16 protein-coding genes are annotated in these 17,793 nt (G+C 63.3%); 6 read left to right on the top strand and 10 right to left on the bottom strand.

Going from position 1 to position 17,793, the window contains the following annotated elements; all coding sequences use genetic code 11:
- Nucleotides 1–7: 7 nt before the first annotated feature.
- Both ATN38_RS05915 and ATN38_RS05910 read left to right on the top strand, forming a co-directional pair.
- Nucleotides 8–553 carry a CGNR zinc finger domain-containing protein gene (locus ATN38_RS05915; RefSeq protein ID WP_003939872.1) on the top strand — a complete coding sequence of 182 codons (546 nt, stop codon included), beginning with the start codon at nt 8–10 and terminating at the stop codon, nt 551–553.
- Between the two features lie 113 nt (nt 554–666).
- Nucleotides 667–1,965, top strand: coding sequence for an NtaA/DmoA family FMN-dependent monooxygenase (locus ATN38_RS05910; protein ID WP_050654749.1), 1,299 nt, complete (start codon nt 667–669; stop codon nt 1,963–1,965).
- Here the strand turns inward: ATN38_RS05910 and ATN38_RS05905 are convergent.
- Nucleotides 1,962–2,927 carry a proline dehydrogenase family protein gene (locus ATN38_RS05905; RefSeq protein ID WP_030535313.1) on the bottom strand — a complete coding sequence of 322 codons (966 nt, stop codon included), beginning with the start codon at nt 2,925–2,927 and terminating at the stop codon, nt 1,962–1,964. The two genes, ATN38_RS05910 and ATN38_RS05905, sit on opposite strands and share 4 nt — an antisense overlap.
- Entirely contained in the window at nt 2,927–4,588 is a 1,662-nt protein-coding gene (pruA, locus tag ATN38_RS05900) for an L-glutamate gamma-semialdehyde dehydrogenase (RefSeq protein WP_054188899.1), read from the bottom strand. The genes ATN38_RS05905 and pruA overlap by 1 nt, the downstream gene beginning before the upstream one ends.
- Before the next feature lie 195 nt (nt 4,589–4,783).
- Between pruA and ATN38_RS05895 the strand changes: the two genes are divergently transcribed.
- The 3 genes from ATN38_RS05895 to ATN38_RS05885 are packed head-to-tail and all read left to right on the top strand — an operon-like array spanning nt 4,784 to nt 7,868.
- Nucleotides 4,784–6,454 (top strand): CdaR family transcriptional regulator, encoded by a 1,671-nt coding sequence (locus ATN38_RS05895; protein ID WP_054188898.1) that lies wholly within the window; start codon nt 4,784–4,786, stop codon nt 6,452–6,454.
- A complete protein-coding gene (locus ATN38_RS05890) occupies nt 6,451–6,768 on the top strand; it encodes a nuclear transport factor 2 family protein (RefSeq protein WP_007733586.1) in 318 nt (105 codons plus the stop codon). The genes ATN38_RS05895 and ATN38_RS05890 overlap by 4 nt, the downstream gene beginning before the upstream one ends.
- The gene (locus tag ATN38_RS05885) at nt 6,768–7,868 is read left to right on the top strand and encodes a DNA alkylation repair protein (protein WP_073512790.1); all 1,101 of its coding nucleotides are present in this window, start codon (nt 6,768–6,770) and stop codon (nt 7,866–7,868) included. Before ATN38_RS05890 ends, ATN38_RS05885 begins: the two co-directional genes overlap by 1 nt.
- Nucleotides 7,869–7,879: 11 nt before the next feature.
- On the opposite strand, the gene ATN38_RS05880 is transcribed toward ATN38_RS05885, so the two are convergent.
- The 3 genes from ATN38_RS05880 to ATN38_RS05870 form a co-directional block, all read right to left on the bottom strand.
- Nucleotides 7,880–8,326, bottom strand: a complete 447-nt coding sequence (locus ATN38_RS05880; protein ID WP_209909677.1) for a DUF2752 domain-containing protein — start codon at nt 8,324–8,326, stop codon at nt 7,880–7,882.
- 50 nt (nt 8,327–8,376) lie between these two features.
- Nucleotides 8,377–8,667 (bottom strand): CD225/dispanin family protein, encoded by a 291-nt coding sequence (locus ATN38_RS05875; protein ID WP_209909674.1) that lies wholly within the window; start codon nt 8,665–8,667, stop codon nt 8,377–8,379.
- Between the two features lie 166 nt (nt 8,668–8,833).
- Nucleotides 8,834–9,883 carry an ABC transporter substrate-binding protein gene (locus tag ATN38_RS05870; protein WP_256931577.1) on the bottom strand — a complete coding sequence of 350 codons (1,050 nt, stop codon included), beginning with the start codon at nt 9,881–9,883 and terminating at the stop codon, nt 8,834–8,836.
- Nucleotides 9,884–10,256: 373 nt separating this feature from the next.
- Here ATN38_RS05870 and ATN38_RS05865 point away from each other — a divergent pair, with 373 nt between their 5' ends.
- A complete protein-coding gene (locus tag ATN38_RS05865) occupies nt 10,257–11,345 on the top strand; it encodes a 3-deoxy-7-phosphoheptulonate synthase (RefSeq protein WP_063315883.1) in 1,089 nt (362 codons plus the stop codon).
- A gap of 54 nt (nt 11,346–11,399) precedes the next feature.
- Here the strand turns inward: ATN38_RS05865 and ATN38_RS05860 are convergent, their stop codons facing one another.
- Genes ATN38_RS05860 through ATN38_RS05840 form a run of 5 tightly spaced genes read right to left on the bottom strand, consistent with a single transcriptional unit; the run spans nt 11,400 to nt 17,791 of the window.
- Nucleotides 11,400–12,203 (bottom strand): sugar phosphate isomerase/epimerase, encoded by an 804-nt coding sequence (locus tag ATN38_RS05860; protein ID WP_042451280.1) that lies wholly within the window; start codon nt 12,201–12,203, stop codon nt 11,400–11,402.
- Complete coding sequence (locus ATN38_RS05855) at nt 12,200–13,927, bottom strand: FAD-dependent oxidoreductase (protein ID WP_064443834.1); 1,728 nt, start codon at nt 13,925–13,927, stop codon at nt 12,200–12,202. Before ATN38_RS05855 ends, ATN38_RS05860 begins: the two co-directional genes overlap by 4 nt.
- Nucleotides 13,924–15,018, bottom strand: coding sequence for a Gfo/Idh/MocA family protein (locus tag ATN38_RS05850; protein WP_007733574.1), 1,095 nt, complete (start codon nt 15,016–15,018; stop codon nt 13,924–13,926). The genes ATN38_RS05855 and ATN38_RS05850 overlap by 4 nt, the downstream gene beginning before the upstream one ends.
- Nucleotides 15,018–15,842 (bottom strand): aldo/keto reductase, encoded by an 825-nt coding sequence (locus ATN38_RS05845; protein ID WP_064443835.1) that lies wholly within the window; start codon nt 15,840–15,842, stop codon nt 15,018–15,020. Before ATN38_RS05845 ends, ATN38_RS05850 begins: the two co-directional genes overlap by 1 nt.
- Entirely contained in the window at nt 15,839–17,791 is a 1,953-nt protein-coding gene (locus ATN38_RS05840) for an FAD-dependent oxidoreductase (protein ID WP_007733572.1), read from the bottom strand. The genes ATN38_RS05845 and ATN38_RS05840 overlap by 4 nt, the downstream gene beginning before the upstream one ends.
- Nucleotides 17,792–17,793 lie beyond the last annotated feature (2 nt).

Below are 17,793 nucleotides of genomic sequence, written 5' to 3'. Positions count from 1 at the left end.
AGTCAAAGTGCATTTTGCTGGTGACACGGAATCGGCGCTCGTCTTCGCCGCGTCGTTGGTCAACACGGCCCGCGGCGGGGCCGAACTGCTTCCGGATCAAGAGGAGCTGACACGGTTTCTCGACGCGGATCGCTGGACCGGCAGGCGGGACGGCACACCGGAGGAATTGACGGCGGTTCGTGCGCTGCGTCCACGACTGCGAAAGTTCTGGGAAGCCGCGGGAGTGGACGACGCCGTCGAGGTGGTGAACACACTGCTACTCGAATCGGGCGCGAGGCCGCGGCTCACCAGGCACGACGACCTCGGCTGGCACCTGCACGTCACCGCTGACGATTCGCCACTGGTGGACCGGATGGCCGCAGAAGCGGCGATGGGTGTGCTCGATCTGATCCGAACCGACGAATTCTCGAGGTTGCGATGGTGTGAGGCCCCGGACTGCGAAGCGGTCTTCGTGGATTTGTCGCGCAATCGTTCGAAGCGATACTGCGACACCGGAAACTGTGGGAACAGGGCGCACGTCGCCGCCTATCGTGCCCGTAAATCCGGGGCGTGACCAAGCGGCGTTCGGAGGGATAGAACCAGGCTGAGTGAATACCTTGTCGGGAGCCAGGATCGGTCTAGCGTTGTGAATTCGGAACAGATTTCGCGAAGCCAGGAGGATGGTCGGTGGCCGATCGTAGGCGTCCACTCAAGACGGTGACCGGTGTCAGCGGGGCGGTGAGTATCTACGACGCAGCGATCGATCCGACGACGTCGACGGTCGCGTCCGCGATCGACGTCGCAAAGACGGCCGAGGCGAACAAGATCGACGGACTGTTTGCCGCCGACCTGCTGAGTTTCGGCGCGCAGGGCGCGATCGGTGCGCAGGAGCCGTTGATCTTCCTTGCCGCGCTGAGTGCGGTCACCACCCATGTGGGGCTCATCGCCACCGTCACGACGACGTTTCATCACCCATTCAACCTGGCACGGTTGTTCGGCACCCTGGACCACGTCAGCAATGGTCGAGCCGCATGGAATGCCGTCACTTCCTCACTCGGAGAAGAGAACTACAGCGACCTGGACCTGCCGAGTCCGGAGGAGCGGTACGCCCGAGCGGCCGAATCGCTCGAGGTGGTCAACGCGCTCTTCGACAGCTGGAAGCCCGGCGCCTTGATCCGGGGAGAGGGCTCTGCGGTGCTAGATCCGTCGAGGGTGGTCCCCATCGAGCACCGAGGCAAGTACTTCACCGTACAGGGGCCGTTGAACATTCCATCCCTGCCGCAGCGTCGTCCGGTCCAATTCCAGGCAGGCCAATCTGCCGGGGGTATCGAACTGGGTGCTCGCTTCGCGGAGGTCGTATTCACTTCTCTCGCAACCTTCGAGGACGCGGTCACCTACACGAAGACGATCCGCGCCAGGGCGGCAGAGTTGGGGCGTGGGGACGAACTGCCACTGATTTTCAGCTCGTTCCACGCAACGTACGGCGCTACCGAAGCCGAAGTCGAACGATTGGTCAGAGAAGCCGAGGAATCGACGGACTTCGACGCCGGACGCACCAGGCTTGCCGATATGTTCGGCGGCGGCGTGGATTTCTCGGAATTGCCGCTGGATCGGCCGATCCCGGAGTCGTTGTTGCCGGACCCGTCGTCGGTGAATCGACGGCGGGGCCGGGTCGAGATCTTCGGCAAGCTCGCATCACAAGGAAAGACTCTGCGTGAGTTGATCATCGCGTCCAAGGACACCGGCCACTGGGCAGCGGCGGGCACCCCGGAACAGCTCGCGGACGCGATCGAGGAACGATACGACGCGGGCGTACTCGACGTCATCACGCTCGGTGACCTTGCGGATCCGCGTACACGCGATTTCGTCACGAACGGGCTGCTGCCGGAGCTGCGCAAGCGCGGAATCGTGGGATCCGACTACGTCGGCGATACCTTTCGCGAGAACCTCGAGTTGCCACCGCTGCCACCGGTTTCCGGTGTCTAGTTGTTGGAAGCGAGTGAGCGCATGAAGAACATGAGGTTGGCCGGTCTTTCCGCGAGGCGACGCATGAAGTAGCCGTACCACTGGCTGCCGTAGGGAACGTAGACCCGCAGGTGATTGCCTTCGGCTACCAATCTGCGTTGTTCGCCGTCGCGGATGCCGAAGAGCATCTGGAACTCGAAATCCGCGGCTGTCCGCTCGGTCAGTGTGGCGAGTCCGAGGGCGGCGTCGATCATGGTGGGATCGTGGGAGGCCACCATCGGGTATCCGTCACCTTCCATCAAGACCTTCAGGCAACGCACGTACGACGCGTCGACTTCGGCGGCCTTTTGGAACGCGACGCCGGCCGGTTCCTTGTATGCACCCTTGCACAGCCGAATTCGTGAACCTGATCCGGAGAAGTGCCGGCAGTCGGCCTCGGTGCGGTGTAGGTACGCCTGCAGGACCGTGCCGAGCGTCGGGAAGTCGCGGCGCAACTCTTCGACGATGGACAGTGTCGAGTCGGTGGTGGTGTGATCCTCCGCATCGACGGTGACCCACGCGCCCACTTCGTCTGCCGCTGTGACGATTCGGTGAGCGTTCGCCAGGGCGATCTTCTCGCCGTCACCGGGAAGTGACTGCCCCAACGCGGAGAGCTTGAGCGAAACCTCCAGGGAGTGTTGCGTCCCGGCAATCTCGGAAAGCGTTGCGTACGAGCGGAGAAGGGAGAGATAGGCGTCGACGGTAGCTGTTGCCTGAGCCGGATCGGTGGTGTCCTCGCCGAGGTAGTCGACCGTCACGAACCGGCCACTGGTGAGGATGTTGCGCACCGCTGACATCGCTGCGGGTTCCGCGTCCCCGGCGACGAACCTGTCTACAAGCTTGCGGGTCAAGGTCATCCCGGAGACTGTCTTCTCCAGTCGCGACGAGCGTGCCGCCGCGAGGAGTACCGGGCGCAGTGGGTTGCTCAGCGAGACGGCACTCATCAACGGTTCTCGCTCTCGGCTGGATCGACGTCCTGGTGGGGGTAACGATGATCGGTGGGAGGAACGAAGGTTTCCTTGACGGTGCGTGTCGACGCCCAACGGAGCAGATTCTGCGGCGAACCGGCCTTGTCGTTGGTACCGGAAGCCCGCGCACCTCCGAAGGGTTGTTGTCCGACTACCGCTCCCGTCGGCTTGTCGTTGACGTAGAAGTTTCCGGCGGCGAACCGCAGACCATGATGAGCTTGATCGACGGCCGCACGGTCGGTGGCGATCACGGCGCCGGTCAGGGCGTAAGCGGATCCGCTGTCGACGCGCGCGAGGATGTCGGCGTAGGCATTCGGTGCGGAGTCGTCGTAGACGTGAAGCGAAAGGATGGGACCGAAGTACTCGGTGCTGAAGGCTTCGTCGCTCGGGTCGTCACCGAGTAGGACCGTCGGTGAGATGAAGAATCCTTCACGGTCGTCGTAGTCGCCGCCTGCTGCGATGGTGAGGCTGCTGGTCGACTTGGCGCGGACGATCGCGGCGGCGTTTCGGTCGAACGAACGTTGGTCGATGACGGCGCCGCCGAAGTTCGTCAGGTCGGTGACGTCTCCGTACTTCAGCGACGACACAGTGTCGATGAACGTGTCGCCCATCTTGGCCCACACCGACTTCGGGATGAACGCCCGTGATGCGGCCGAACATTTCTGGCCCTGGTAGTCGAAGGCCCCGCGAATCAATGCCGTCGTGAGTACGTCCGGGTCAGCGGAACTGTGTGCGAGTACAAAATCCTTGCCGCCGGTTTCGCCGACGAGACGCGGATACGTCCGGTAGTTCGAGATGTTGGCTCCGACCTCACGCCACAAACGCTGGAACGTTGCGGTGGATCCGGTGAAGTGGATACCCGCCAGTCGGGGGTCGGCAAGCGCGACCTCGGACACCAAGGGGCCGTCGCCGAGAACAAGATTGATCACCCCGGGCGGGAGGCCGGCAGCTTCGAGTAGTTGCATTGTCAGGTACGCCGCGACGGCCTGCGTGGGTGACGGCTTCCAGATCACGGTGTTGCCCATCAGGGCCGGTGCTGTGGGGAGATTTCCGGCGATGGCGGTGAAATTGAAGGGAGTGATCGCGTAGACGAAACCTTCGAGTGGACGATATTCGACGCGATTCCACACTCCCGGAGCGGAAACGGGTTGGTCGGCGAGTATCTGACGTGCGAACGCGACGTTGAAACGCCAGAAGTCGATCAGTTCGCAGGGCGCGTCGATCTCGGCCTGGTATGCGGTCTTCGACTGGCCGAGCATTGTTGCGGCGGCGATGGTTTCGCGCCACGGGCCGGAAAGTAGATCGGCGGCGCGGAGGAAGACCGCAGCGCGGTCGTCGAACGAGAGGTCGCGCCAGGCCGGGGCGGCGAGTGCGGCGGCGTCGATGGCATCACGAACGTCCGAGTGGGTTGCGCCCGCATACGATCCGAGCACCGAACTGTGACGGTGTGGTTGAACAACGCTCTCTCGCTTACCTTCCGCAGTTCGGTGGATGCCGCCGATGACCTGCCTGATGTCGGTCGGCGATTCGGCCAGTTCGGTCAGTTTCGTACGGAGGCGCGATCGTTCCGGGCTTCCCGGCGCGTAATTGTTCACCGGTTCGTTGGCTGGGTGGGGGACATTGGTAACGGCGTCCATGACGATCCTTCGGCAGACTCAGGAGTGGGCAGTTGTCGTGTCGTGAACCAGTCAAGTCGAAAGACGTCGGCGAGTAATCCGCTGAGCGGCCAAACATCGGTGTCCGTGTTTGTCCGATCGGCTGAACCGTTTTCGCAGGAAAATGCACTATTCTCGAAGTTGAGGCGTTGCGACGGTCCGGGGAGTGGGTGGTACGTGTCTATCCGTGGGGTCAGGCTCGACGCGGTCCTTCGGGCGCTGGGCGGAGCTTTTGTCGAGCTCGTCCTCGCGCCGTCGGGTGATGACGTCTTCGTCGACTCCGTGGTGTTCGCAGAGGTCGGGGACCTCACGCGCCCCAGAACCGCGGCCGTCGAATCCTCTGAGTTCTGGCTCGCTGTCGGTATCGGCGCAGCCGAATTGGCGGCCTGGCTGAACCGCCTCGATCAGAAGGGATCAGCGCCTCGGGCCGTCATGTCGAAGGAGGCCTCGGACACGTCGGTGCGTGCGGCGGCACAGCGCGCCGGGATCGCCTTGATAGCGGTCCATCCGGATGCTCGTTGGGATCGATTGTTCACGACCATCCGGGGCGTGCTCGATCATTCGGTGTCCCGACAGGATTCGGACGACATCGTATTCGGTAGTGACACAGACTTGTTCGAGCTGGCGCAGAACGTCGCCGCAATCACGCGGGGGATGGTCAGCATCGAGGACGAGCATTCCCACGTCTTGGCCTATTCGGCATCGGGAGATGCTGCGGACGAGCTACGTCGGCAATCAATCCTCGGCCGCGAAGGACCTCGCGAATACCTCAGAAAGCTACAGGAGTGGGGCGTCTTCGAGAGCCTGCGGCGAAGCGACGACGTAGTGGAGGTGCCCGCTCACGACGACCTTGCGATCAGGCGACGGTTGGTGGTTCCGATTCGGAGAATATCCGACAATGTCAAGGGGGAGAGCGGTTTCAGCTCTGATCTTCTCGGCACGATCTGGGTGCAGGAAGGCCCGGTTCCCATTGCCGGCGATGCCGACAGCGTGCTCCGCGGTGCCGCGGCCGTTGCTGCTCGGCTGATTTCGCGCTTCCGAGACGCGCCGAGTAACGAGGCGATACAGATTCAGCGGTTGCTCGGGGTTCGCGGCGGCGGTGTCGACGTTCCTTCGCTCGCGGCCTCGTTGACCATCCCGATGTCCGGACCGGCGATGGTGGTCGGAGTGGCGAGTATCGGAAACGGTGGGCTGCCGTCTTCGGGCGAACTCGTGTCGTCTTTGCGACTGCACGCCAGCGCCTTTCAGCGTGAATCGCTGGTGAGTGCCGTCGGCACCCGGATCTATGTGCTGTTTCCGCGAACCCAATCCGTGAAATCCACAGTCTCGTGGACCCGCGAAGTTGTCGCGCGTTTGGACAAGGTGTCGCCTTCGGGGCTACGGGCCGCGGTCTCGTCGCCGGTTTCGACGCTTGCGGAGGTGGCCCAGGCTCGGGCCGAAGTGGATCGGGTCTTGGACGGAACGTCGGGGGATGTTCGTGTGACCACCCTCGCGGACTCGCGCACACCGGTGCTGCTGGGCGAAATCATGGACACCATTGCGGCCGACGAGCAACTGCACGATCCGAGAGTCGACGCCCTGGACGTCTACGACAGACGCAACGGGTCGAACATGCGCGAAAGCATCTCCGTTTACCTCGCACATTCGGGCGATGTCCGACGTGCATCCGAGCAGCTTCGGATTCACCCGAACACCCTCAGGTATCGGATCAAGAGGGTCGAGGAGATCACGGATACCGACCTCTCCGAGCCGTCGGCCAGGCTGTTGATGGAGATTCAGTTGGCGGCGTCTGCTCGGGCAGTGAGTTCGCCGAACCTGTCGGACCCCAGCAGTACTCTTCGCGAATGATCGACTCAGCGAAGGTGCCAGGCGCAGCGCGCGCGTATTTCGACGGCGGCGACGTCCGCGGCGTTTTCACCGAAGACGCAGTGGTTCGTGACGACGGCCGGACGTATGTCGGGATCGAAGAAATCGTGGCGTGGAAGTCCGCCGTGTCGACGGCGTTCACCTTCACCCAGAAGATCGAGTCGGTCAACACCCCAGGCTCGGCCGTTGTCGTGTCGGTGAAGGTCGAGGGTGATTTTCCCGGAAGCCCCGTCCAGTTACATCACCATTTCACTCTCGACGGTGATCGGATTTCCGCTCTCACGGTGTGCCCCTGATGCCCACCGCTGACGAACTGCTCGGGAAATCCGTCGTCGCCGATCTGGCAGGCTGTCTAGAGCGAGCCTCCGGTCACACACGCCTCGCCCTCGTTCGGGGTAGTACATCCGAATTCGACGGTATGAGTCTCGGCGAACGTACGCGCGTTGTGCGGGACGCGATGACTGCCGAACTGCCTCAGGATCTTCCGGCCTTCGCCGAGATCATCCGCCGTGCGCTTTCAGAAGAGACCTTCACCGGTTGGATGATCTGGCCGGTGACCGAAGCCGTCGCCGTCACGGCGACACGAAGTGGCTCCGAGTCGGATTTCGACGAGGGAATGGCTCTGCTTGCCGAGTTGACGTCGCGTCTGACGGCCGAATTCGCAATTCGCTCATTTCTCGAAACGAACCTTGACCGTTCGCTGGCGATCGCACTCACCTGGACCGGCCATGAAGACGAACACGTCCGGCGCTTGGCGACCGAAGGCACTCGTACTCGTTTGCCCTGGGGAAGACGAGTGAAAGAATTGACGGCGCGTCCCGAGTCGACAATCGTCATTCTCGACGAGCTGTATCGGGATGATTCGGAATATGTACGACGTTCGGTCGCAAACCATCTCAACGATCTCAGTCGTGCTGACGCTGCGCTCGCAGTATCGACTGCGAAGCGTTGGCTGCAGACACCGGATGCCAACACACTGAAAATCGTCAAACATGCATTGCGGACGTTGATCAAGGCCGGCGATCCAGATGCTCTGTCCCTCTTGGGGTTCTCGCCGCCCACCGACGTCGTGGTCGAGGGGTTCGTCATCGACCGCGAAACAGTTGATGCGGGTGGAGAACTCACCTTCGACTTCGCCGTCACGAACAATGGCAGCGAGTCCGTCACCGTCGTGATCGATTACATCGTCCACCACGTGAAGGCCAACGGGCAGACGACGCCCAAGGTCTTCAAACTGACAACACGAACGCTGGATCCCGGGGTGCCGGCCCGTATCGCGAAGAGGCATTCCTTCAAACCGATCAGCACCCGGAAGTACTACGCCGGCGAACATGCCGTCGAGGTGCAGATCAACGGCGTACGCCAGGTGCGAGGTGTATTCCGTTTGGACGCGTGAGGAGATCCGGCCTAGATGCGGAGACTGGCAAATATCGGGATCGGGGCTATGCGGACCGTCGTCCAGATCAACACGAGTGTCAAGATCACAGCCGGTGACCAGCGCAACTGATGCCAGAGCACGACGGGTCTTCCACGGGTGCGGGCGGTCGTCCACGAGACGTACGTGAACGCCAGTGCAAGCAGCATCACGAGGCCAAACGCATTGAAACGCATCGCTGCACCGAAATCGCCGTGGATGAGGCTGTACACCATCCGAGTGCTACCGCAACCGGGACAATTGACGTTGAACAGCGCTTTGGTCGGACAAACGGGAATGACCCCACCAGGTGTGGTGGGGTCACTCCAGGAGATGAAGGCGCACAGCGCAATTGCCGTGAACGCAACTGCCGCTGGCGCCTTCAGTGCGGCGAGTCGTGATATGTCATCGTTCTCGGTGTCACCACAATTCGGTGTCATTGCAGTTCGGTGTTTGGCCGCTAATCAGTGTCGCCGGTCGGCGTCGGCGGTCACAGGGAACTCGATCCGGCAAGGACGACGACAAAAAGGAAGTACAGAACAGCGACGGCAACACCTGCGCCGACTGACCACAAGGCGAACTTCTTGGCATCGTCAGCTGATTTTTGCGCAGCGTCGAACTGACCTTGCGCCCACAAAGTGTTGACCTGGCTTGATTTGACGATCGAGACGATGCCGAGCGGGAGGCAGCAGAACCCTGTCACGAGAATCGCCCAGACCAGATTGTTGTCCGGCGGAGGGCCGACCGGTTGTTGCTGGCCGTAGTACGGGTTCTGCGTCATTGGTCACCTAGCGTTCGGAGAAACAGGGCGTTCGGAGAAACACCCTCTGACGTGCGAAGAGCACGGGCAGGTGACAAGATAATCCGTTTCCGAGTGAGTCAGTATCGACTGTTCGTATGACAGAGAATCCGGTTGATTTCTGATTCGGAAGGCGATCCCGAAGACGTCAGCGCATGACCTGTACCTGCTCGGCGATGTCAGCGGCCAGGGCCATCGCAGTCAGAGCGAGGCCGTTGTTGAGGTCGTATCGCAGATGCCCGACATGGCCGTCCTGGACAGCGCGGACTCGTTTCCACGTGGGCGACTCGGCTTCCACAGCGTCGGGGTTCTGTAGCAAGACGAAGTCGGCCTGGTCGAAGATCGCAAGCTCCTCGAGGCTGTAGAAAGTCGAATCCTTCCGATCAGGTGCGGCATGGGCAGCGTCGGTCAAGACGTTCAAGCCGAGGTCCTGCGCAACCGAGACGGCGAACGTGTTGTTCTGCAGCCAGATCTGACCGCTGTCTGCGCCGGCGATCGCAATCGACTTGCCTTCGAGGAGACCACCGATCTTGGCCCGCGCTTGTGCAAGTTCGGCGTTGTATCGGGCGATGACGCGTTCGGCGACTTCGCGGCGATCGAGAGCCGTGAGCTGCGCGGTCATGGCCTGCGTCCACGACGAGCCCGTCGTGCCCTCGTCGACGACGAGCACCGGTGCGATGTCAGTGCCGAGCAGGCCCTTGTCCTGGTAGTAATTCCACCAGCCTTTCCCGACGACCAAAAGATCGGGGTCGTGGCTCAGTATCGATTCGGCATTCGGTTCGTTGTTCGTCCCACCGAGGCGAGCCGCGCCGGCGGGTACCTGGCGCATGAGTTGAGACTTCGGATCCCAATTGGTCGCGACGATCGGGTACTCGGCAAGTAGTGCAAAATCGAGGGCGCCTCGAGCTTCGAGCACCACGACGCGCTTGGGGTCCCGCGGGAGGCGGTAGGCCTGGTCCGCGACGACGATGTCGACCCACTCGTCGGAGGCTTCGGTGCCGCTGGATTCGCCCGAACATGCAGAGAGTGCGCCTAGTGTACCGAGCGCCGCCGCACCGGCCAGGAATCCGCGTCGTGTCAAGGAATCGATCAGACGGGTGAACTCGCCGTCCACATCTCTTGTCGACTGCAAGGGGGTATCGGTCGCAAAAGGGGACACCGTCGGGTGGAAGGTTTCGGTCGATTCGATCACAGGCATGAGAAGGCGCAGCTCCATCTGATGTTCCGGGCATTGGCAGGTGCCTGACCAACGTATTCGAATTCCGTAGCCGCAGCCTTGCTCGAAAGCGCCAATCGCTCAGCGGATTTGGCCATTCGTCACGGGCTCGTGCCACGGGACTCTCCCCTCGGATTCGGCTCGTTGTGGAGGGGCGCGCCCATCTGATCCGAACTCGAGGTATCGTGGCCGACATGCAGCGCGTCTATTTCTGGTTTAGCAGGCCGGCCCCGGGTGGGCCTGCCGGCGTAACCACGCGCTGACAACCTCCACCCAAGAGCCGGACTACAGACCGGCTCGCTGGAGTTTCTCTTCATCTCTGGGGTCGGCCTGAGAACAGGAAACCGAAAACCCCATGACTGTCACCATCGACACCACCGCAGCTTCGGACAGCCTCGACGATCAGCGCACTGTGAGTATCAGCCCGCTCGTGTCACCGGCGACTGTTCGTGCTCAGCACGCTCCGGACGAGGTCGCCGCCGCCACTGTGCGCACCGGTCGGGCCGACACCATCAACATCCTCAACGGTGACGACGATCGTTTGATCGTCGTAGTCGGTCCGTGCTCTGTGCACGATCCGGAAGCGGCGATGGACTACGCCCGCCGGTTGGCCGCCAAGGCCGACGAACTGCGGGACGATCTGCACATCGTCATGCGCGTCTACTTCGAAAAGCCGCGCACCACACTCGGGTGGAAGGGCCTGCTCAACGACCCCCACCTCGACGGCACGTTCGACATCAACACCGGGCTCGGTATCGGCCGCAAGTTGCTTCTCGACGTGTCGAGCCTGGGCCTGCCTGTCGGCTGCGAGTTCCTTGATCCGATCATGCCTCAGTACATTGCCGACCTGGTCAGCTACGGTGCGATCGGCGCCCGGACCGCCGCCAGTCAGGTTCACCGTCAGCTGTGCAGCGCGCTGTCCATGCCCGTCGGTATCAAGAACTCCACCGAAGGCGACGTACAGGTAGCCGTCGACGGCACCCGCGCCGCGGCAGCGAGCCACGTGTTCCCCGGAACGGACCTCGACGGCCAGGCTGCCTTGATCCGTACCGCGGGCAACCCTGACTGCCATGTCATTCTTCGTGGCGGTAGCGACGGACCGAACTACGATGCCGAGACCGTCGCGGACACCCTTGCCCGCCTGCGTAAGTCGAACCTGCCCGAGCGCGTGGTCATCGACGCGAGCCACGGTAACAGCAGCAAGGACCATGAGCGTCAGGTCATCGTGCTCGACGACATTGCCCGACGTCTGACCGAGGGCGAGCAGGGAATCGCGGGCGTCATGTTGGAGAGTTTCATCGAGGCCGGCCGTCAGGACCTGACCTTGGGCAAGGCGGACGAGCTCACCTACGGCCAGTCGATCACCGACGCGTGCATCGACTGGTCCACCACCGCAGCGCAGTTGGACCGTCTGGCGCAGGCCGTTGCGGCTCGGAGGGGCTGACGCCCCCGTGCGCCTTTTTGGTAGCGCCAACTACCAAAAAGGCGCACAGGGCCGCTAGGCCAACACTTCTCGCGTGGCCTCGACCAGGCGCTCCAGCCAGGCGTCGGTGCCGACGGCGCGGCGCAGTGGCTCGTTGGGCAATTCGATGCTGACCGGCAGTCCGGCAGGCAAAGCCGACCAGATGTCGGCCAGGGCTATGCCGCCGGTGCCGGGCACCAGACGCTCCTCGCGGGCCTGACGGATCAGCTCTGCGTCCCCAGTGGGAGCGGGGGTCGAACCGTCGCACATCTGGGCGTAGTGCAACCACTCGCGCGGGATGGACGCAAGATCCTCGAGCGTTGTCGCCGAGCGGTCGGTGTGCAATGCGTCGACGAGGACACTGCGAGCCGGACCGTCTGCCGCCGAGACGATCTCGATGGCCGCACGCGCATCGGGCACCGCAGTCCACGGCATGAATTCGAGCGAGGCGACGATGCCGTAGTTCGCGCACAGTTCAGCGAGGCGGGCATAGGAGTCCGTGAGCCGAGCGCGGTCGCGGTCGTCGCCGCCCACCAGAACGGCTTTGGCTCCGAGCTGTGCTCCGGCTTCGAGCAGCGGAACGTAGTCGGTGGGGTCGAAGTCGGCTGCAAGACGGATGATTTCGAGGTCGAATACCTCGACCGGTGAATCGCCCAGTCGACGCACCAGTTCGTCCAACGACTGCTTGTCCTCGTGCAGAGGGTAGGCCGTCGTACCTGGTGCCGCGGGCATCAGACGGATACCGATGGTGTCGAAGCCGTGCTTTTCAGCCAAGGCGACGTGCTGCATCGGTGCGGTGTCGAGCACTGTGAGGGCTGCCAGTCCGAGTGAGAGTGTCATGCGTGCGCTCCAACTGTCTTGGCTCCGGCCAGTTCCCGGCCGGCCAGGTAACCGAATGTCATGGCCGGTCCGAGGTTGATGCCCCCGGACGGGTAGTGCCCGCCCATCACGCTCGCCTGATCGACGCCGACGGCGAGCAACCCCTCGATGGGGCGGTCGTTGTCATCGAGAACCTGCGACGACGAGTCCGTGACCAGTCCGGCGAAGGTGCCGAAACTCCCTGGCACGACTTTCACCGCGTAGTACGGACCCTTCTGCAAGGGCGCGAGCGACGGGTTCGGCCACGGATTGGAAGCATCTCCGGAACCTCGGTTGAACGGTGTTGTACCGCGACCGAACTCGGGGTCTTCACCGGCCACGGCCCCGATATTGAAAGCTGCGACGGTTTTCTCCAACTGCACGGGGTCGACGCCGATCTTCTCGGCCAAGTCCCGAAGAGTGCGCCCACGCGTGAGGTACCCCGAGCGCAGGTACGGCTGGATCGGGATCGGCAAGGGCTTCGCCATGCCCAGCGGGAGGTATCGCACATACTGTTGATCGGCAATCAACCACGAGCACACCTCTTCACCCTCGGGAACCTGCTCGACCATCGCGAGTGTGTAGTCGTGATAGCCGAGTGCTTCGTTGACAAACCGCTTGCCGTTCGCGAGAACTCCGATGACACCGGGCTTTCCGCGATCGAGGATGTGCGGGAACACACCTTCCTTGCCGTTGCGGTAGCGAACGATGGAGACGGGGCAGTACGCGACGGGGGAGGCGAGGGTGCGGTCGAGTCGGCCGCCCACGGATTCGCCGAGGGTGATGCCGTCGCCGGTGGTTGTCTTCGGAGTGAGTGACCAGTGCTCGTTTCCGGTGGGGGTACGGGGGAACAGTTCACGTCGGCGGTCGATGTCCTGGGCGAAGCCGCCGGTGGCTAGTACGACGCCGCGCGTGGCAGTTACCGAGTACGCGCCATCCGGACCTTCGAGGCGGACGCCGACAACGCGGCCGTCGTCATCGGTCTGCAACGCGGTCGCGGACGTCTTCACCCGAAACTCGACGCCCAGATCGAGTGCCGAGCGCAGCATCATGCCGACAAGCGCGGTGCCGTTGACGAGTTGCTGGCCACGACGCTTGGTGGCGAGATCGAACATGTGCTTAGTCACCCGAACACCACAGTGCACAAAGGCTTTTGGTGAGCGGGTCGAGTGCAGGAAAGCCTGCAGGTCGGGCCCGGCCATGATGCCCATACCGAGGAACGACGTTTCGTACAGCTGCCGACGCAGTAGCGCCGCGACATCTGGTCCGAGCTTTCGCAGACTCACCGGTTTCGGTCCGACGGAACGGTGACCCGTGCCGGCGCCCGGTGTGTCACCGTGAATATCGGCGATCTTGGCTCCGGGCACGAACTTCAGAGCAGTCGTGCGTTCGAAGAACTCGACCATCTCCGGGGCGCCGTCGAGGAGTGCATCGACCTTGGCGGCGTCGAAGTTGTCGCCGAGTCGGTTTTCCAGATACGTCCGCGGCGCCGAACGATCCTCGACAACCCCGTCGGCGATGGCAAACATGTTGCGTGGGGTCCACATCCACCCGCCCGACCAGGCCGTTGCGCCGCCGCAGGTGTCGGCCTTCTCGACAACGAGTACCGACGCGCCGCCATGTGCTGCGGCAATTGCTGTGGAAAGCCCGCCTGCGCCGGAGCCCACGACAACCACGTCGTAGGTGAGGGGGGTACTGCTACTCATTTCTGCTCCTTGGCAGTTGTTGCGAGGGTCGGTGTCGATGTCAGCTCGACAACCTTGCCCGTTCGTGACGATTCGTAGATTGCGGCGATGATGGCAAGTGACGCGCGCGCGTCTCGACCGGTGACGGCGGGTTCGCGCCCGGTCAGGACCGCGTCGGCGAAGTCCTGAACCTGCAGGGTGTGGAAGTCGGTCAGTGCCGCATTGACCGCTCCCACATCGAGATTGGCGTCGATGTCGGCGGAGTACGGCGACCGGAACTCGACTTCGCCCGGCACGGTCCAGATTTCGTTGACACCCTCGTGCCCTTCAGGAAATTCGAGGACGCTGGCAATGGCGCCGGTGCGCCCGATCACCGTCACGCGGTTACCCAGATTGTGATTGGCACCGGTAGTCGCGGTGACGGTGGCGGTGCCGCCCGAGGCAAAGGAGATCACAGCTGACGCGCTGTCTTCGGTCTCGATGTGCTCACCGTGGGTGTGGGTGCGGATGAAGCCGCTGACCGAGACGGCCTCGCCCATGAACCAGGCCAGCATGTCGATCTGGTGCACGGCCTGTGTCATGAGCACGCCACCGCCGTCGGTGTCCCAGCGTCCGCGCCACGCATCGGCCGAGTAGTAACTAGACGGGCGGTGCAGGATCACCGACGCCTCACCGAGCATGGGTAGTCCGATCCGCCCGTCGTCGATGGCGTCGCGGATCCGACGTGCTGCCGGCCAGAATCGGCGTTGGAAGAGCACCCCGAACGTGATACCGGCGCGGTCGGCGGCCTCGATCATGCGGTCGGCGGCAGCAACATCGACTGCGATGGGCTTCTCGCACAAAACATGTACACCCGCTTCGGCAGCGGCCACGACTACCTCTTCATGTACCGGGTGCGGCGTGCAAACGGTGCAGGCGTCGAGTCCGAGGGCGAGAAGTTGCTCCACTGAACTCACGGCTGCGGGAATGCCGTGCGCTGCCGCGAACTCCTGGGCGCGTCCGAGATCGGGATCGCAGCAGCCGATCACCTCGACACCGGGGACTTGTTGCAGCGCGCGGGCATGGTTGCCGGCGATCTTGCCGCAGCCGACGATTCCGACTTTCAACGTCATCAGAAATGTTCCTCTGCTTCGACGTCCCGCGCTGCAGACTCGCCGCGGTCGAGACTGTTCAGTGCTTCGATGTCCTCGCCGGATAGGGTGACGTCGAGTGCTGCCAGGTTCTCGGCCTGACGCGTCGGGTTCGCTGATCGCGCGACCGGAACCACACCCTGCGCGACGTGCCAAGCGAGGACCACTTGAGCTGGTGTGCAACCGATTCGACCGGCGATCTCGCTCACAACGGCGTTGTCGAGCACGTCACCCCGGCCGAGCGGACTCCACGACTGCGTGAAGATGCCAAGTTCGTCGTTGGCGCGGCGAACCGGGATCCGAGCGAGCGACGGGTCCATCTGAATCTGGTTGACTGCCGGTGCCTCGCCGGTTTCGGCGACGACGCGGCGCAGGTGGAGCTCCAGGAAGTTCGACACACCCACGTACCGAACCAGTCCGGCGTCGCGGCAGGCCAGCATCGACTCGAACGACGCGACATAGCGATCGATTCGCGGGAGTGGCCAGTGGATCAGGAACAGATCCAGCTGGTCGAGTCCCAGTAGTTCCAGACTCTGCTCGAGGGCGCCCCGAATGTCGCCGGAAACCTGGTCGTTGCCACGAAGTTTGGTGGTGACGAACAGTTCTTCTCGCGGCACACCTGATTCCGCCAGCGCCACACCGACGGCGCCCTCGTTGCCGTAGATCGCGGCGGTGTCGACGAGCCGGTATCCGGCCTCGATGCCGGAGAGAACCGAGTTCGTGGCGTCGGCACCGACCAGGGGCCAGGTTCCGAGTCCAATGGGTGGCAATGCAGTTGCCACGGGTGTGGCTGCCTGTGTGGTCATGCGTGAACCTCCTGACGTGCCGCAGCGGCGGCGGTGATCGCGACGGCAACGTCGGCTGCGGTCACGAGTGCGGCATGGATGGACCCGCCGTCACCGCTCGCGTCGCCGACGGTATGTACTCCGAGTCGTGGTGCCAGTGAACGGAGTTCGGCAAGAAGTTCCGAACGCGGCTCGACGCCTTGCGAGATCAGCAGTTCGCCGGGAGCATCGACCTCGCTCAGCACACCGGCCGTCGAAATCGTGACGCGGTCAGCGGCGACTGTGGTGACGATCGAGCTGAGGTAGGTCGTGAGGTTCTCACTTGCGGCCAGGCGCGGCAGCAGCACGATCTTTCCGCGGCGTCCGACGTCGTGCGCGATGGTTTCCTGCGGGCCGATCATCACGACCTGGGTGCCCTTCTGAAGGAGATCGTCGGCGACGGCCGCAGCTTCACGGTCGGCGCCGAAGATGGTGACAGCGGCAGGAGTCGGATCGCTGGAGACGAGGAATTCGCGGACGTCGCGAACGGTACGGGTAGCTGCTCCGGGGAGATCGACCACGGGGCCGACGCCGCCGGCGGCAAGAACTATGGCGTCGAAATCGACACCGGAGAGCAAAGCAGCATCTACCCGGGTCGAGGTGTGGCAGTGGACCCCGAGTTCAGCCAGTTCCGCGGCGTACCAGTCCACGATCCGTCCATATTCGGGATACTCGTGAAGCTTCGATGCCAGAGCGAAGTCGCCACCGAGGCTGGGTCGCTCGTCGTACAGGTCGACGCGGTGACCGGCAAGTGCGAGGTCGCGGGCAGCGGCCATTCCCGACGGCCCGGCACCGATGACGGCGACCCGCACGGTGGCATCAGCCGGCTTTGTAGGCTGATCCAATTCGCGGCCGACCCACGGGTTGACGGAGCAGGGAATGGGGCCGGCGGCCAGGCTGTCGATGCAGTAGTTGCAGGCAATGCAAGGGCGGTACCGGCCACCGTCGATGGCACGATTCGGGAAGTCCGGATCTGCGTGCAGCGTACGAGCCATGCTGACGAAGTTCGCCTGCCCGGATTCGATGATCCGCGCAGCGATCTCCGGCGACGTGATGCGTCCGGCCACTCCCACCGGGATGTCGAAGTCGCGCTGGTACTGCTCGGAGTACGGCGCGAGGAGACCGCGCGACCATTCACCGGGCTGGATGATCCACTGTCCCGCTTCGTAGTTGCCGGCCGAGACGTCGAGGAAATCGAGTCGGTCGGTGTCGATGGCGCCGATGCGAGCGCGAGTCATCTCGGCGTCGAGTCCGCCGTCGATGCCTTCGAAGGCTGAGAATCGGAGTCCCAGAGTGATTCCCGGTGCGTGCTCGTGGACGGAGGCGATGACCTTGTTGACGAACAAGGTGGGGTCGGCCCACTCGTCGTCGCGGTGATTGTAAGCAGGGGAGAGGAACTGGTGGATCAGATACCCGTGGCCACCGTGCAGGGAGATGACGTCGACGCCGGCCTGCTGGCAGCGTGCCGCGGCTTCACCGAAACATTCGATGATGTGCTCGATGTCGTCGCCGTCGAGTTGTTCTGGCATCTCGCCGCCGACAACCAAACACGGAATCGGTGTCGGGGCAACGGGAACAAACCCGCTGACAGAACCTTGCGCCGTACGTCCACCGTGGTTGAGTTCGACTCCGACGAGGGCGCCGTGAGCGTGGATCGCGTCGGCCATCTTCTTGATGCCGGGAATCCGTTCGTCGACGTCGACGCCCATCTGCCGGATGCGTCCCTTGCCGTCGGCACGCACGTAGCTCGCTTCGGTGAAGATCAGTGCAGCACCACCTTCGGCGCGGCGGGCGAGGTACGCGATGTACTCGTCCGTCATGGTGCCGTCGACTTCGCAGTAGTTGCGTTCCATCGGGGCCGACACGAACCGGTTCCGGAGGCGGACGCTGCCCATGTCGAGAGGTTCGGCGAACGGCGCAGTCACGTTCATCA

The sequence above is a fragment of the Rhodococcus sp. FH8 genome (genome assembly GCF_019266085.1).
GTDB classification, from domain to species: Bacteria; Actinomycetota; Actinomycetes; order Mycobacteriales; family Mycobacteriaceae; genus Rhodococcus_F; species Rhodococcus_F qingshengii.
The sequence above is the reverse complement of the archived record's forward strand: the minus strand, read 5'-3'. Positions and strand labels throughout refer to the sequence as shown.

Excerpts from the sequence above, each read along its gene's own strand:
- ATN38_RS05855 (WP_064443834.1), bottom strand. The coding sequence starts at position 13,927 with ATGAGTAGCAGTACCCCCCTCACCTACGACGTGGTTGTCGTGGGCTCC.
- ATN38_RS05850 (WP_007733574.1), bottom strand. The coding sequence starts at position 15,018 with ATGACGTTGAAAGTCGGAATCGTCGGCTGCGGCAAGATCGCCGGCAAC.
- ATN38_RS05845 (WP_064443835.1), bottom strand. The coding sequence starts at position 15,842 with ATGACCACACAGGCAGCCACACCCGTGGCAACTGCATTGCCACCCATT.
- ATN38_RS05890 (WP_007733586.1), top strand. The coding sequence starts at position 6,451 with ATGATCGACTCAGCGAAGGTGCCAGGCGCAGCGCGCGCGTATTTCGAC.
- ATN38_RS05885 (WP_073512790.1), top strand. The coding sequence starts at position 6,768 with ATGCCCACCGCTGACGAACTGCTCGGGAAATCCGTCGTCGCCGATCTG.
- ATN38_RS05840 (WP_007733572.1), bottom strand. The coding sequence starts at position 17,791 with ATGAACGTGACTGCGCCGTTCGCCGAACCTCTCGACATGGGCAGCGTC.
- ATN38_RS05865 (WP_063315883.1), top strand. The coding sequence starts at position 10,257 with ATGACTGTCACCATCGACACCACCGCAGCTTCGGACAGCCTCGACGAT.
- ATN38_RS05860 (WP_042451280.1), bottom strand. The coding sequence starts at position 12,203 with ATGACACTCTCACTCGGACTGGCAGCCCTCACAGTGCTCGACACCGCA.
- ATN38_RS05905 (WP_030535313.1), bottom strand. The coding sequence starts at position 2,927 with ATGAGTGCCGTCTCGCTGAGCAACCCACTGCGCCCGGTACTCCTCGCG.
- ATN38_RS05870 (WP_256931577.1), bottom strand. The coding sequence starts at position 9,883 with ATGCCTGTGATCGAATCGACCGAAACCTTCCACCCGACGGTGTCCCCT.
- ATN38_RS05875 (WP_209909674.1), bottom strand. The coding sequence starts at position 8,667 with ATGACGCAGAACCCGTACTACGGCCAGCAACAACCGGTCGGCCCTCCG.
- pruA (WP_054188899.1), bottom strand. The coding sequence starts at position 4,588 with ATGGACGCCGTTACCAATGTCCCCCACCCAGCCAACGAACCGGTGAAC.
- ATN38_RS05880 (WP_209909677.1), bottom strand. The coding sequence starts at position 8,326 with ATGACACCGAATTGTGGTGACACCGAGAACGATGACATATCACGACTC.